Source organism: Citrobacter gillenii (assembly GCF_013337685.1).
In the GTDB taxonomy this organism is placed as follows: domain Bacteria; phylum Pseudomonadota; class Gammaproteobacteria; order Enterobacterales; family Enterobacteriaceae; genus Citrobacter; species Citrobacter gillenii.
Window position 1 is genome coordinate 44,808 of record NZ_SUQN01000006.1, and the last position, 14,134, is coordinate 58,941.

The 14,134-nt window shown below is 53.0% G+C and carries 14 protein-coding genes; 4 read left to right on the forward strand and 10 right to left on the reverse strand.

Annotated elements, in window-relative coordinates; translation table 11 throughout:
• Positions 1-21: 21 nt before the first annotated feature.
• Positions 22-918 (reverse strand): site-specific tyrosine recombinase XerD, encoded by an 897-nt coding sequence (xerD, locus tag FCH32_RS14680; RefSeq protein ID WP_096755801.1) that lies wholly within the window; start codon positions 916-918, stop codon positions 22-24.
• Between the two features lie 112 nt (positions 919-1,030).
• Between xerD and fldB the strand changes: the two genes are divergently transcribed.
• The gene (gene fldB / locus FCH32_RS14685) at positions 1,031-1,552 is read left to right on the forward strand and encodes a flavodoxin FldB (RefSeq protein ID WP_096755800.1); all 522 of its coding nucleotides are present in this window, start codon (positions 1,031-1,033) and stop codon (positions 1,550-1,552) included.
• Positions 1,553-1,597: 45 nt separating this feature from the next.
• Here fldB and FCH32_RS14690 read toward each other — a convergent pair whose 3' ends face one another.
• Together FCH32_RS14690 and sdhE are read right to left on the reverse strand one after the other, a co-directional pair.
• Complete coding sequence (locus tag FCH32_RS14690; protein WP_096755799.1) at positions 1,598-2,005, reverse strand: protein YgfX; 408 nt, start codon at positions 2,003-2,005, stop codon at positions 1,598-1,600.
• A complete protein-coding gene (sdhE, locus tag FCH32_RS14695) occupies positions 1,986-2,252 on the reverse strand; it encodes an FAD assembly factor SdhE (protein WP_096755798.1) in 267 nt (88 codons plus the stop codon). The genes FCH32_RS14690 and sdhE overlap by 20 nt, the downstream gene beginning before the upstream one ends.
• A gap of 256 nt (positions 2,253-2,508) precedes the next feature.
• Here sdhE and ygfZ point away from each other — a divergent pair, with 256 nt between their 5' ends.
• On the forward strand, positions 2,509-3,489 hold the full coding sequence (gene ygfZ / locus FCH32_RS14700; RefSeq protein ID WP_174361127.1) for a tRNA-modifying protein YgfZ: 981 nt from the start codon (positions 2,509-2,511) through the stop codon (positions 3,487-3,489).
• A gap of 79 nt (positions 3,490-3,568) precedes the next feature.
• Here ygfZ and trhA read toward each other — a convergent pair whose 3' ends face one another.
• Positions 3,569-4,228 carry a PAQR family membrane homeostasis protein TrhA gene (trhA, locus tag FCH32_RS14705; protein WP_096755796.1) on the reverse strand — a complete coding sequence of 220 codons (660 nt, stop codon included), beginning with the start codon at positions 4,226-4,228 and terminating at the stop codon, positions 3,569-3,571.
• Positions 4,229-4,391: 163 nt separating this feature from the next.
• Complete coding sequence (yqfB, locus tag FCH32_RS14710) at positions 4,392-4,703, reverse strand: N(4)-acetylcytidine aminohydrolase (protein WP_096755795.1); 312 nt, start codon at positions 4,701-4,703, stop codon at positions 4,392-4,394.
• A 52-nt stretch (positions 4,704-4,755) separates the two neighbouring features.
• Here yqfB and FCH32_RS14715 point away from each other — a divergent pair, with 52 nt between their 5' ends.
• Entirely contained in the window at positions 4,756-5,484 is a 729-nt protein-coding gene (locus FCH32_RS14715; RefSeq protein ID WP_174361232.1) for a MurR/RpiR family transcriptional regulator, read from the forward strand.
• Positions 5,485-5,604: 120 nt separating this feature from the next.
• Positions 5,605-7,038 carry a 6-phospho-beta-glucosidase BglA gene (bglA, locus tag FCH32_RS14720; protein WP_174361128.1) on the forward strand — a complete coding sequence of 478 codons (1,434 nt, stop codon included), beginning with the start codon at positions 5,605-5,607 and terminating at the stop codon, positions 7,036-7,038.
• Positions 7,039-7,130: 92 nt separating this feature from the next.
• On the opposite strand, the gene FCH32_RS14725 is transcribed toward bglA, so the two are convergent.
• The 5 genes from FCH32_RS14725 to ubiI all read right to left on the reverse strand — a co-directional run bounded on the left by FCH32_RS14725 (position 7,131) and on the right by ubiI (position 14,116).
• On the reverse strand, positions 7,131-7,874 hold the full coding sequence (locus FCH32_RS14725; protein WP_117342627.1) for an SDR family oxidoreductase: 744 nt from the start codon (positions 7,872-7,874) through the stop codon (positions 7,131-7,133).
• 78 nt (positions 7,875-7,952) lie between these two features.
• Positions 7,953-10,826 carry an aminomethyl-transferring glycine dehydrogenase gene (gene gcvP, locus FCH32_RS14730; protein ID WP_174361129.1) on the reverse strand — a complete coding sequence of 958 codons (2,874 nt, stop codon included), beginning with the start codon at positions 10,824-10,826 and terminating at the stop codon, positions 7,953-7,955.
• Between the two features lie 127 nt (positions 10,827-10,953).
• Positions 10,954-11,343 (reverse strand): glycine cleavage system protein GcvH, encoded by a 390-nt coding sequence (gcvH, locus tag FCH32_RS14735; RefSeq protein ID WP_045447282.1) that lies wholly within the window; start codon positions 11,341-11,343, stop codon positions 10,954-10,956.
• Positions 11,344-11,367: 24 nt separating this feature from the next.
• The gene (gene gcvT / locus FCH32_RS14740) at positions 11,368-12,462 is read right to left on the reverse strand and encodes a glycine cleavage system aminomethyltransferase GcvT (protein WP_115257536.1); all 1,095 of its coding nucleotides are present in this window, start codon (positions 12,460-12,462) and stop codon (positions 11,368-11,370) included.
• A gap of 451 nt (positions 12,463-12,913) precedes the next feature.
• Positions 12,914-14,116 (reverse strand): FAD-dependent 2-octaprenylphenol hydroxylase, encoded by a 1,203-nt coding sequence (gene ubiI / locus FCH32_RS14745; protein WP_174361130.1) that lies wholly within the window; start codon positions 14,114-14,116, stop codon positions 12,914-12,916.
• Positions 14,117-14,134: the final 18 nt, after the last annotated feature.

The following is a 14,134-nucleotide window of genomic DNA, read 5'->3' on the forward strand; positions in this document are numbered from 1 at the left end:
CCTATCCTTTCCTGTCAGCACTCACGCACGCGGGTGATGCTGTTGATGTAATTGACGCAAGCGCTCCGTTGCGACATGGGTATAAATTTGTGTGGTAGAGAGATCGCTATGACCAAGCAGCATCTGCACCACGCGCAAATCAGCGCCATGGTTAAGCAAATGCGTGGCAAAAGCATGCCGCAGTACGTGCGGCGACAGCTTCTCGCTGTCGATTCCCGCTAACACAGCATAGTGTTTAATTCGATGCCAGAAGGTCTGGCGTGTCATCTGCTGCGCACGCTGGCTGGGAAACAGCACATCAATGGAGACGCCATTGAGCAACCATGGTCGTCCGTGCTCCAGATAGGTTTCCAGCCAATACACAGCCTCTTCACCCAACGGTACCAGCCGCTCTTTATTACCTTTACCAATGACCCGCACAACGCCCTGACGCAGGCTGACATCACTCATCGTCAGCCCCACCAGCTCAGAAACGCGCAAACCGGTGGCATATAAGACTTCGAGCATGGCTTTGTCTCGGAGTTCCAGCGGCTGGTCAATCAGCGGGGTCTGCAGCAGTCGCTCGACCTGCGCCTCACTGAGATCTTTTGGCAAACGCTGTGGTAGCTTAGGTGAAGCCAGCGAAGCGCTGGGATCATCATCGCGGAATTTCTCGCGATAGAGATGTTGAAAAAATCGCCGCATTGCACTTAACAAACGCGCGGAACTGGTGGCTTTATACCCCCCCTCCATTCGCTCGGCCAGCAGTGCTTGCAGGTCATCGCTCTGTACCGTCGTCAGAGAAACACCGCGATGGTGTAGCCATTCAACAAGCATGGTTAGATCGCGACGATACGCACTTAATGTGTTTTCCGCCAGATTGCGTTCCAGCCACAGGGCATCAAGAAATTGCTCGATGCGCGCCAGATCTTGTTCCACTCGCGCCCCTTATTTCATTCTCATTTTTGATGCATTATGCCTCATTGTGCCGTGATTGCGGCGATTCTGATACACTACGCGCAACGCTACAGCAGAATTGAGACGTTTAGTAATGAACATGGGTCTTTTTTACGGTTCCAGCACGTGCTACACCGAGATGGCAGCAGAGAAAATCCGCGATATTCTTGGTCCCGAGCTGGTGACATTACACAACCTCAAGGATGATTCTCCGACCTTAATGGAGCAGTACGACGTGCTCATTTTAGGTATCCCAACCTGGGATTTCGGCGAAATCCAGGAGGACTGGGAAGCCGTCTGGGATCAGTTGGATGACCTCAACCTGGAAGGCAAAATTGTTGCTCTCTACGGCATGGGCGATCAGTTGGGTTACGGTGAATGGTTCCTGGATGCGCTGGGAATGCTGCACGACAAGCTGGTCACGAAAGGGGTGAAGTTTGTCGGTTACTGGCCAACAGAAGGCTACGAATTTACCAGCGATAAACCTGTTATTGCCGATGGGCAACTGTTTGTCGGCCTTGCCCTGGATGAAACCAACCAGTACGATCTTAGCGATGAACGCATCCAGGCATGGTGTGAGCAAATTCTTGGCGAAATGGCCGAACACTGGTCCTGAGCGTCTGCTGACTGACGGTGAAGGTCTGTAACCTTACCGTCAGCGCTATTTCTGCATTGACGGTTGTAATATCAACCGACGCAAATCCCGCCATTCGGCATCATCCATACTGTCCGCCGCCAGCCACAGATGCTGACGCTTTCCTGTACTTGACCGCAAACGCAACATCATGCCCGTTTTTATCATCCAGGGTGCGCTAACAATCGACCACTCTTGCCCTTGCCAACGCAGGCGGCCATCCATCAATAGTCTAATCTCTCCCTGACAAGCGTTGATACGGCGCTGACTGCGCACGCAATCGAACACCACCAGAGAGAGCAAAATCAACCATAAAGGGGTGTAACTCAGTGGCCATGGCATCAATAAAATAAGCACCGCCACTAGCCCATGAATGAGCAACGAAATCCACTGTGCGCGCCAGGAGACGCGTAAATCAGATTGCCACTGGACCACGTTCCCGATTCCGTGTCTGGATAAGCCGTACCATTTGCTCCAGCTGTGCATCAGCCGGCTTCCCGTGATTCATCAACCAGTTAAATAAATCGGGGTCATCACATTCCAGCAAACGGATAAAAATGCGCTTTTCGTCATCACTTAAGTTGTCATACTCATGTTCGAAAAACGGCATGATCGAAATGTCCAGCTCACGCATACCGCGACGGCATGCCCAATGAATACGTGCTTTGTTGTTAATATCCATGTTCTTCTTCCTGTCTCGCGAAAACGAAGTACCCGGCTATTGTAACGTGTTTTTCACGCTCTTTTACGGGAATATCAGTAAACGGAAGCACGATCGCTAAATAAAACCACATTAAGTCAAAGGGTTCATCAATTATGGATGTCTCCTCGCAAAGCTTAAAATATGGCACAAATAGGATGTTTAAACCGCTTGCAATGGGCCATAGCTCTTTTACCATTAGTCATTATTACTGCGTTAAGCAAATCAGGACATTATTATGGCTTTTACATCTTTTCCTCCTCGTCAGCCTTGTGCGTCAACACGTTTGCCTCTGACGCTGATGACGCTTGATGACTGGGCACTCGCGACCATTACCGGCACCGACAGTGAGAAGTATATTCAGGGCCAGGTTACTGCTGATGTCAGTCAGCTGACCGAACATCAGCATGTGCTGGCTGCCCACTGTGATGCCAAAGGCAAAATGTGGAGCAACCTGCGCCTCTTCCGCCTGGGTGAAGGCTTCGCGTGGCTTGAGCGCCGTAGCCTGCGCGATGCCCAGCTTACCGAACTGAAAAAATATGCCGTCTTCTCAAAAGTGGTGATTGCGCCGGACGACGAACGCGTGCTGCTGGGCGTTGCCGGATTCCAGGCGCGTGCCGCGCTGGACAATCTCTTTAGCGAACTGCCAACCCGCGATAAGCAGGTGATTACCGAAGGCTCTTCCACGATATTGTGGTTTGAACACCCGGCCGAACGCTTCCTGCTGATTACCGATGCAGCCACGGCGGAAACGCTGGTAGAAAAACTGCGTGGTGAAGCAGAGTTGAACAACAGCCAACAGTGGCTGGCACTGGATATCGAAGCCGGTATCGCAGTAATTGATACCGCCAACAGCGGGCAGTTCATTCCACAGGCTACCAACCTGCAGGCCTTGGGTGGGATCAGCTTCAAAAAAGGCTGCTATACCGGTCAGGAAATGGTCGCACGGGCGAAATTCCGCGGCGCTAACAAACGAGCGCTGTGGACACTGGCAGGTTCAGCCAGCCGGGTGCCGGAAGCGGGTGAAGACCTGGAACTGAAAATGGGAGAGAACTGGCGCCGAACCGGCACCGTACTTGCGGCAGTACAACTGGCGGACGGTCAGGTACTGGTGCAGGTGGTGATGAATAACGACATGGAAGCCGACAGCGTATTCCGCGTGCGCGACGACGCGAAAACGCTGTATATAGTACCGCTGCCGTATTCGCTGGAAGAGTAAATCGCCAGGTAGCGACTTCACCTTACCGGGTCGAGGGTTTTGTAGGCCCGGTAAGCGCAGCGCCACCAGGCAATGATGATTACGCCTGCCCCACGTACAGATAGATGGCCAGGAAATGGCACACGCTGCCACCCAGCACGAATCCATGCCAGATTGCATGGTTGTAAGGGATACGTTTGCAGACGTAGAAAATGACGCCCAGTGAATAGACCACGCCACCTACCGCCAGCAGCGTTACGCCCCCAGCAGCCAGTTTAACCGCCAGTTGATACACCACAATCAATGACAGCCAGCCCATGGTCAGATAGGTCACCAGCGACAAAATTTTAAAGCGGTGGGCAATGGTCAATTTGAACAGAATACCGAGCAGCGCCAGGCTCCAGATCACCACCATGAGGCCACGCGCCAACGGTGAGTCCAGCCCCACCAGCAGAAATGGCGTATAGGTTCCGGCAATCAGCAGATAAATAGCGCAATGGTCAAATTTCTTCAGCCAGAGTTTCGCTCGCTGATGGGGTATCGCGTGATACAGGGTTGAAGCCAGGAACAGCAAAATCATGCTGCCGCCGTACAGGCTATAGCTGGTAATGGCCATAGCACTGGCATTGGTATCTACTGCCTGAACCAGCAACAGCACCAGTCCGATAATCCCAAACACCAGCCCAATTCCGTGGCTGATGCTATTGGCGATTTCCTCTGCCAGAGAATACCCCTGCGCAATTAATGGCTTCTGAACCATAGCTTACTCCCAAAAAACGAACACTTTCGTGATTGCGCTTCTAGCGTAACTGAGAATGGTTCCAGTGAACACATGTTAGCTAAAATAAATATCAACCAATAAATAACATATAAAAATCAATTATTTACATTTTATTTTTCAGCTAACAAGTGTATTCTTTAAATTAAACGCATTTAAAATCAATCACATAAAACTGCGTCTGATTTGGATAGATCTCTGTAATCACGCGTTTAAGCTCATCAAGGGTCATATTTTCCTGCTGAGCATGTTTTTCACTCAGCGTATCCAACGTCACGGTCGAGGTGCCTACCACTTCTATAGTGCAGAAGTAACCGTCATCTTCGAAGCGTCCAACCCGCAGAATGTCTCCGGTTTTGAAGTGGGACTCAGACTCATCGCGAATAGTGATAGTCTTGCGTCCGGCCAGAATGTCATCCTGGAAACGCTGAAAAAAAGTGATGTCATTTGGCTGCATGTTATTATTCCCTGTAGATGAAGTCTGATGAGTGAGTATTGCCATTGTGAGTATGTTCTCCCACGCCGCCATCGCCAGTCTCAACAATCTTGAGATGTTGGTCTACAACTATGTCATCAAGAACCGTGACAAAGTCATGTACATGACCATTCGCGAACTGGCTGATGCCATAGGGGTTTCAACCACCACCGTGCTGCGCTTTTGCCGCAAACTTAACTGTGAGGGCTACTCTGAGTTTCGCGTACGCTTTAAATTATATTTAGAGCAGAATGAACCGCAACAGGCTAATTTCGGTGCCAGCGAAATAATCAGCTTCTTTAAGGGCGTGAATAACGACGAATTCGACACATTACTCGATCAGGCTGTTGATATTATATTGTCCTCCGAGCGTATTATATTCGTTGGCGCGGGAACATCCGGCGCCTTAGCTAAATATGGTGCGAGATTTTTCTCAAATGTCGGGAAATTCAGCAACCATATTGACGATCCCTATTTCCCGGTAACCAATGATATGGCCCGAAACGCGTTGGCAATTGTCCTATCCGTCTCCGGCGAAACCGAGGAGATCCTGCGTTTCGCCAGCCAGTTTAGCCTCCACAACTGCAAAGTGTTGTCGGTTACCAGCCACGAGCACTCACGCCTGGCGAAACTGGCCGACTTTAACCTCTCCTGGCATGTGCCGCAAACCCGCATTGCGGGGGTCTATGATATAACCACACAAATCCCCGTAATTTATATTCTGGAGTCACTGGGTCGCAAACTGGCGAAAAAATTGGCATAAAAAAACAAACTGTTTTTTTGATGTAACAAATCACATTAAGCCTATTTTGTTATATCGTGACATTTAACTTTCCTTTGTTAGACTCAAAATCAAATGGTATTAATTTGAGACTGAGCGCAAATGAAAAAACTGACTTTACCGAAAGATTTTTTATGGGGTGGCGCGGTTGCGGCGCATCAGGTTGAAGGCGGCTGGAACAAAGGCGGCAAAGGGCCAAGCATTTGTGACGTGCTGACCGGCGGCGCGCACGGTGTTCCACGCGAAATCACCCAGAGCGTCATTCCAGGCAAGTACTATCCAAACCACGAAGCCGTCGATTTTTACAGTCATTACAAAGAAGACATAAAGCTGTTTGCTGAAATGGGCTTCAAATGCTTCCGTACGTCTATTGCCTGGACCCGAATCTTCCCGCGAGGTGACGAAACTCAGCCAAATGAAGAAGGGCTGAAGTTTTACGACGACATGTTCGACGAGCTGCTCAAGTACAACATTGAGCCGGTTATTACCCTCTCCCACTTCGAAATGCCGCTACATCTGGTACAGCAGTTCGGTAGCTGGACCAACCGCAAAGTGGTCGATTTCTTCGTTCGTTTTGCCGAAGTGGTCTTTGAGCGCTACAAGCACAAGGTCAAATATTGGATGACCTTTAATGAGATCAACAACCAGCGTAACTGGCGTGCGCCGCTGTTTGGCTATTGCTGTTCCGGCGTGGTGTACACCGAGCATGAGAACCCGGAAGAAACGCTGTATCAGGTGCTGCACCACCAGTTTGTTGCCAGCGCGCTGGCGGTGAAGGCGGCACGGCGCATTAATCCTGAAATGAAAGTCGGCTGCATGCTGGCGATGGTGCCGCTGTACCCCTTCTCCTGTAAACCCGAGGATATGATGTTTGCGCAGGAGTCGATGCGTGAACGCTACGTCTTCACCGACGTCCAGCTACGCGGTTATTACCCCTCTTATGTGCTGAACGAATGGGAGCGTCGTGAATTCAATATCAAAATGGAAGCAGGCGACAAACAGATCCTGCGTGAAGGCACCTGCGACTATCTCGGATTCAGCTACTACATGACCAACGCCGTAAAAGCGGAAGGTGGCAGCGGTGACGCGATTTCCGGCTTCGAAGGCAGCGTCCCCAACCCACACGTTAAAGCCTCCGACTGGGGCTGGCAGATAGATCCCGTCGGCCTGCGCTATGCCTTATGTGAGCTGTACGAACGCTATCAGAAGCCGCTGTTTATCGTTGAAAACGGCTTTGGTGCGTACGACAAAGTAGAAGAAGATGGCTGCATCAACGATGACTATCGCATCGACTATCTACGCGCCCACGTTGAAGAGATGATGAAAGCAGTAACGTACGATGGCGTAGATTTGATGGGCTACACACCGTGGGGCTGCATTGACTGCGTGTCGTTCACAACCGGTCAGTACAGTAAACGCTACGGCTTTATTTACGTGAACAAGCACGACGATGGCACCGGAGATATGTCGCGTTCACGCAAGAAAAGCTTCAACTGGTACAAAGAGGTGATCGCCAGCAACGGCGAAAATCTGTAATTTTTGCCGGATGGCGGCGTAAACGCCTTATCCGGCCTACACGTTAATTTCCCGTAGGCCGATAAGCGATGCGCCATCCGGCAATCAACGCGCTACTTCCCACCCGCCAGCTCCAGAAAACTGCCCGTTACGTAAGACGCCTTCTCACTCAGTAGCCAGGTGATAGCCTGCGCCACTTCTTCCGGTTGTCCGCCACGCTGCATCGGTAACATCGACTTTACGCGATCAACCCGTCCGGGCTCCCCACCAGACGCATGCATGTCGGTGTAGATTAGGCCAGGACGCACGCCGTTCACACGGATACCCTGCGCCGCCACCTCCAGCGCTAACCCCGTCGTCAACGTATCTACCGCCCCTTTCGACGCTGCATAGTCGATATATTCAAATGGAGCGCCCAGCCTTGATGCTGCTGACGAGACGTTAACAATCGCCCCGCCCTTACCGCCATGCTTCAACGACATCCGCTTAACCGCTTCCCGACAACACAGGAAATAGCCGGTAACGTTGGTTGCCATTACGCGGTTGATGCGTTCGGCAGTAAAGTTTTCTACCGTGCTCTGCTCGAACAAAATCCCGGCATTGTTCACCAGCGCAGCCAGTGGTTCACCTTCTCGGTCGATCGCCTCAAACATTGCCACAACCTGGCTTTCATCGCTGATATCCGCCCGCAGGGCAAATGCTTTGCCGCCTGCCGACGCAATGTGATTCACCACCTCGGTTGCGGCACGAATATTGTGATGGAAGTTAACCGCAACGGTGTAACCCTCTTCTGCCAGCTGTAGCGCGGTTGCGCGCCCAATACCGCGACTTCCGCCAGTAACAAGTGCGATTCCCATGGATACCTCCAGATATGAAAAAGCCGGGAGGCGGCTTCGCCTTACCCGGCCTATACACTACTTTACTACGCGGAAAAGTTACTGATATTCGCTCATCGGCACGCAGGAGCAGAACAGATTACGGTCGCCGTAAACGTCATCAAGACGTTTCACCGTTGGCCAGTATTTATTTGCCACACCAGCCGGGAACACCGCAATTTCACGGCTGTAACCGTGATTCCACTCCGCCACCAGCTCGTTCTGGGTGTGCGGCGCGTTAACCAGCGGGTTATCTTCCAGTGGCCACTCGCCTGCTTTCACACGATCGATCTCTGTGCGGATTGCCAGCATCGCATCAATAAAGCGATCTAATTCCACTTTACCTTCAGATTCCGTCGGCTCCACCATCAGCGTACCCGCTACCGGGAACGACATAGTTGGCGCATGGAAACCGTAGTCGATCAGGCGCTTGGCAATATCCAGCTCGCTGATGCCGGTCTCTTCTTTCAGTGGACGAATGTCGAGAATACACTCGTGCGCCACACGGCCATCGCGACCAGTATACAGCACCGGGTAGGCATCTTTCAGACGGCTGGCAATGTAGTTGGCATTCAGAATTGCCACCTGGCTTGCCTGCTTCAGACCTTCTGCGCCCATCATGCGGATGTACATCCAGCTGATTGGCAGAATGGAGGCGCTACCGAACGGTGCGGCAGATACCGCGCCCTGACGGGTGAGCATGCCTTCAATCTGTACCACACTGTGACCCGGCACAAACGGTGCGAGGTGCGATTTAACGCCGATCGGCCCCATACCCGGGCCTCCGCCGCCGTGCGGAATGCAGAAGGTTTTATGCAGGTTGAGGTGTGAAACATCCGCGCCGATAAAGCCTGGCGTGGTGATACCGACCTGAGCGTTCATGTTCGCGCCATCGAGGTAAACCTGGCCGCCAAACTGATGCACGACTTCGCATACTTCACGGATCGTTTCTTCGTACACGCCGTGGGTGGATGGATAGGTCACCATAATGCAGGACAGGTTTTCACCCGCCTGCGCCGCTTTTTCGCGCAGATCGCCAAGATCGATGTTGCCGTTTTTATCACAGGCCACCACGACCACCTGCATTCCCGCCATCTGGGCGGAAGCTGGGTTAGTACCGTGAGCAGAGGCCGGGATCAGGCAGATATCGCGATGACCTTCGTTACGGCTTTCGTGATAGTGACGAATCGCCAGCAGGCCCGCATATTCACCCTGTGCGCCGGAGTTCGGCTGCATGCAGACGGCGTCATAACCGGTCAGTTTTACCAGCCACTCAGAAAGCTGACCAATCATCTGCTGATACCCTTCCGCCTGCTCAGGTGGGCAGAACGGGTGCAGTTCAGCAAATTCAGGCCAGGTGATAGGGATCATCTCGGCGGCCGCGTTCAGCTTCATGGTGCAGGAACCCAGTGGGATCATTGCCTGATTCAGCGCCAGATCTTTACGTTCCAGCGAGTGCATGTAGCGCATCATCTCGGTTTCGCTGTGGTAGCGATTGAACACCGGATGACTCAGGATCGCATCATCACGCAGCATGCTGTCCTGAATAGAACGGCTGTCGAGCGCCACGTCTTTATCCAGCGTATCGATGTTCAGGCCGTGGCTGCCGCCCAGCAGAACATTAAACAACTGCACCACATTTTCACGGGTGGTGGTTTCGTCGAGCGTAATGCCTACGGCGTTATGAATATCGCTGCGCAGGTTGATTTCTGCCGCTTCGGCACGCGCCAGCACGGCCGCTTTATCAGCGACTTCGACACACAGGGTGTCAAAGTAGTGCGCATGACGCAGCTTCAACCCTTTCTGTTGCAGACCCGCGGCCAGAATATCGGTCAGGCGGTGGATGCGGTTCGCAATGCGCTTCAGTCCGACTGGACCGTGGTAAACGGCATACAGGCTGGCGATGTTTGCCAGCAGTACCTGCGAGGTACAAATATTGGAGTTCGCTTTCTCACGGCGGATATGCTGCTCGCGAGTCTGCATCGCCATGCGCAGAGCGGTATTACCTGCGGCATCTTTGGAGACGCCGATAATACGGCCTGGCATGGAGCGTTTGAATTCGTCTTTGGCAGCAAAGAATGCCGCGTGCGGGCCGCCGTAACCCATCGGTACGCCAAAGCGCTGAGCGGAGCCGAAAACAATGTCCGCGCCCTGTTTGCCCGGCGCAGTCAGCAGAACCAGCGCCATAAAATCGGCCGCTACGCTGACCACCACTTTACGCGCTTTCAGTTCAGCAATCAGCGCGCTGTAGTCGTGAACTTCACCGGTAGTGCCCACTTGTTGCAGCAGCACCCCGAAGACATCCTGGTGATCCAGCGCTTTTGCTGCGTCGTCAACGATGACATCAAAGCCGAAGGTTTCCGCACGGGTACGGACAACATCCAGCGTTTGCGGATGAACATCAGACGCCACAAAGAAGCGGTTGGCGTTTTTCAGTTTACTGACGCGTTTTGCCATCGCCATGGCTTCGGCAGCCGCGGTGGCTTCATCCAGCAGAGAAGCGGAAGCCATATCCAGACCGGTCAGATCCAACGTCACCTGCTGGAAGTTAAGCAGTGCTTCCAGACGGCCCTGGGAGACTTCTGGTTGATACGGCGTATATGCGGTGTACCAACCCGGGTTTTCCAGCATATTACGCAGGATAACCGGCGGTAACTGCACGGCGGTATAACCCATGCCAATGTAGGACGTGAAGCGCTTGTTACGCCCGGCGATGGCTTTTAACTCTGCCAGCGCAGCGTATTCGGTCGCCGCCTCGCCCACCTGTGGCGGGGTTGCGAGCTGAATGTCTTTCGGCACAATCTGGCCGATCAGCGCGTTTAACGACTCGGCGCCAACCGCATTCAGCATTTCTTGCTGCTGCGCGGCGTCCGGTCCGATGTGGCGTTCAATGAAAGCGCCGCTGTTTTCAAGCTGGCTTAACGTCTGTGTCATGGGCGATGGTTCCTGAAACGTGCAGTGAATCGTGATTGTCTCTAACTCAATTGCCCGGTGGCGCTGACGCTTACCGGGCCTACATAAAACCGTAGGCCGGATAAACGCAGTGCCATCCGGCACAATCTTATTCGTCTTCCAGTAATGCCTCGTACGCAGTGGCATCCAGCAGTGATTCGATTTCGCTTTCGTCGCTGGCTTTGATCTTGAAGATCCAGCCGCCGGTATACGGCTCGCTGTTCACCAGTTCCGGGGAGTCGCTGAGCGCGTCATTCACCGCCACAATCTCACCGCCCACTGGCGCATAGATATCGGAAGCCGCTTTTACGGATTCCGCAACCGCGCAGTCGTCGCCCGCGCTAACAGTGGCACCCACTTCTGGCAGGTCAACGAACACCATGTCACCCAGCAGTTCCTGAGCATGTTCGGTGATCCCTACGGTGTAAGAGCCGTCTGCTTCTTTGCGCAGCCATTCGTGTTCTTTACTGTATTTCAGTTCTGCTGGTACGTTGCTCATCAATCAATCTCCAAAAAGGATGAATCACGCGACGGCTTTGCCGTTACGCACAAAAACAGGTTTAGTCACTTTTACCGGCATTTCACGGTTACGGATCTGCACGATTGCCGTCTCGCCTATACCCGCAGGTACGCGCGCCAGTGCAATGCTGTAGCCCAGCGTCGGAGAGAACGTACCACTGGTGATAATGCCTTCATGCGCATTGCCCGCCGCATCGGTGAAACGCACCGGCAGTTCATTACGCAGTACGCCTTTCTCGGTCATTACCAGGCCAACCAGCTGCTGGTGACCTTTTTCACGTTGCATTTCCAGCGCTTCGCGACCAATGAAGTCGCGGTCAGCCGGTTCCCACGCGATGGTCCAGCCCATGTTGGCGGCCAGCGGAGAAATACCCTCGTCCATTTCCTGGCTGTACAGGTTCATACCGGCTTCCAGACGCAGCGTATCGCGCGCGCCCAGACCACATGGCTGTACGCCTGCGTCGACCAGCGCACGCCAGAAATCCGCGGCTTTTTCATTCGGCAGGGCAATTTCATAGCCTGCTTCGCCGGTATAGCCAGTGGTGGCGATAAACAAATCACCCGCCTGCACGCCAAAGAACGGCTTCATGCCTTCTACCGCATGGCGCTGTTCTTCAGTAAACAGCGTGGCGGCTTTAGCCTGAGCATTCGGTCCCTGCACCGCAATCATCGACAAGTCATCACGAACGGTGATGTCGATAGCGTAAGGTTCAGCGTGTTGGGTTATCCAGGAGAGGTCTTTTTCGCGGGTGGCGGAGTTAACAACGAGGCGGAAGAAATCTTCAGTGAAGTAGTAGACGATCAGGTCATCAATCACACCGCCCGACGCATTGAGCATACCGGAGTAAAGGGCTTTACCGGTTTTCGTTAGCTTCGCGACGTCGTTTGCCAGCAGATAACGCAAGAACTCCCGGGTGCGGCTGCCGCGCAGGTCGACGATGGTCATGTGCGACACATCAAACATACCGGCATCGGTGCGAACAGCGTGGTGCTCGTCGAGCTGAGAACCGTAATGCAGAGGCATCATCCAGCCATGGAAATCAACCATGCGCGCGCCGCATAGCGTGTGTTGTTCGTACAAAGGAGTCTGTTGAGCCATCTTTTCCTCGTTGAATAAGCGGGGCTATCAACTCTTTCGCGGTGAAATGTTCACCACGAAACCCAGCACCGCAGCCGCTCCGGGGGCTGCGACGCAAACGTTCTCTTTGTCTTGAACTTACCACTGAAACAGACGCTAAACCATAAGGCAAAATTAACCATCACATTAGCTTATGGCTAAAAATGCCCAGATCGACGACAGAATAAAAATCCAATTAACCGCCATAAAATCAGAGCAACAGATAGATAAAACGAAACAAATCGTCATCAATCCATATTAAATGTGGAAAAAATGTCAAAAATGGCGTTATGAGAAAATAGTAATATTAAAAAAACTAATGCGAAAAGAAGCGTGAAATTAGATTATTTCAAATGAGAGAAGCATCCCGGCGCGCAGGCCGGGAGAGGAAAGTGTGACGGGTCTCAAACTCTTAAAATTGTCCTGACGGACGTTAGCGCAACCACTCAGGAAGATCGTTTAATCCCATCGCCTGACGGATGAGTTGTGGTTTTACGCCTGGCAGGGTATCGGCCAGTTTCAGACCAATATCACGAAGCAGTTTCTTCGCTGGGTTCGCGCCAGCAAACAGTTCACGGAACCCCTGCATACCGGCCAGCATCACCGCTGCACTGTGCTTACGGCTACGCTCGTAGCGACGCAGATAGAGGTACTGACCGATGTCTTTCCCCTGGCGTTGCAGACGTTTTAGCTCATCAATCAGCTCCGCAGCATCCATAAAACCGAGGTTAACCCCCTGTCCTGCCAGCGGATGGATGGTATGTGCCGCATCACCGACCAGCGCCAGGCGGTGCGCGGCAAACTGGCGGGCATAGCGCCCCGTTAGCGGAAACACCTGACGTTCACTCTCAACGCGACATAGTCCCAGCCGATTATCAAAGGCGATATTCAGCGCCTGATTAAACGCGTCAGCACTTGCCAGTTGCATGCGCTCTGCTTCCTGCGGCGAGAGTGACCAGACGATAGAGCACAAATGCGGATCGCTGAGCGGTAAGAACGCCAGAATGCCTTCGCCATGGAACGCCTGGCGGGCAACTGCACCGTGCGCGTCCTCGGTACGAATGGTTGCCACCAGCGCATGATGGCGATAATCCCAGAAGGTCAGCGGGATATCCGCTTTGTTACGCAACCAGGAGTTTGCGCCGTCCGCGCCAATGACCAGGCGCGCAGTCAGCATCGAGCCATCCTTCAGGGTCAGAAAAGCTTCGTTCTCCCCCCAGGCCACTTGCTGAAGTTCTGCCGGAGCCATTAGCGTAATATCCGCCGACTGCTGCGCCTTTTGCCACAGCGCGTAGTGGACCACCGAATTTTCAACGATATGTCCTAAATGGCTATAGCCCATGCTTTGGTCATCAAATTCGATGCGCCCAAAGCTGTCTTTGTCCCAGACTTCCATCCCGTGGTAGCAGCAAGCCCGACGGGCGACAATGTCTGACCATACGCCAAGACGGGTCAGTAGTTTTTCGCTGGCGGCGTTAATGGCCGACACGCGAAGCTGAGGAGGTGCATCCGCCGCCAGAGGCTGCGGAACATGTTGTTCTAATACGGCAACGCGTAACCCGCTGCCCTGCAAGCCGCAGGCAACCGCCAGTCCCACCATGCCGCCACCAACAATTGCTACATCAACACTTTGCACTGTTTGCTCCTGAAAACG

Excerpts from the sequence above, each read along its gene's own strand:
- FCH32_RS14725 (WP_117342627.1), bottom strand. The coding sequence starts at position 7,874 with ATGGGAATCGCACTTGTTACTGGCGGAAGTCGCGGTATTGGGCGCGCA.
- ygfZ (WP_174361127.1), top strand. The coding sequence starts at position 2,509 with ATGGCTTTTACATCTTTTCCTCCTCGTCAGCCTTGTGCGTCAACACGT.
- FCH32_RS14715 (WP_174361232.1), top strand. The coding sequence starts at position 4,756 with ATGTTCTCCCACGCCGCCATCGCCAGTCTCAACAATCTTGAGATGTTG.
- trhA (WP_096755796.1), bottom strand. The coding sequence starts at position 4,228 with ATGGTTCAGAAGCCATTAATTGCGCAGGGGTATTCTCTGGCAGAGGAA.
- sdhE (WP_096755798.1), bottom strand. The coding sequence starts at position 2,252 with ATGGATATTAACAACAAAGCACGTATTCATTGGGCATGCCGTCGCGGT.
- gcvT (WP_115257536.1), bottom strand. The coding sequence starts at position 12,462 with ATGGCTCAACAGACTCCTTTGTACGAACAACACACGCTATGCGGCGCG.
- gcvH (WP_045447282.1), bottom strand. The coding sequence starts at position 11,343 with ATGAGCAACGTACCAGCAGAACTGAAATACAGTAAAGAACACGAATGG.
- fldB (WP_096755800.1), top strand. The coding sequence starts at position 1,031 with ATGAACATGGGTCTTTTTTACGGTTCCAGCACGTGCTACACCGAGATG.
- yqfB (WP_096755795.1), bottom strand. The coding sequence starts at position 4,703 with ATGCAGCCAAATGACATCACTTTTTTTCAGCGTTTCCAGGATGACATT.
- gcvP (WP_174361129.1), bottom strand. The coding sequence starts at position 10,826 with ATGACACAGACGTTAAGCCAGCTTGAAAACAGCGGCGCTTTCATTGAA.
- bglA (WP_174361128.1), top strand. The coding sequence starts at position 5,605 with ATGAAAAAACTGACTTTACCGAAAGATTTTTTATGGGGTGGCGCGGTT.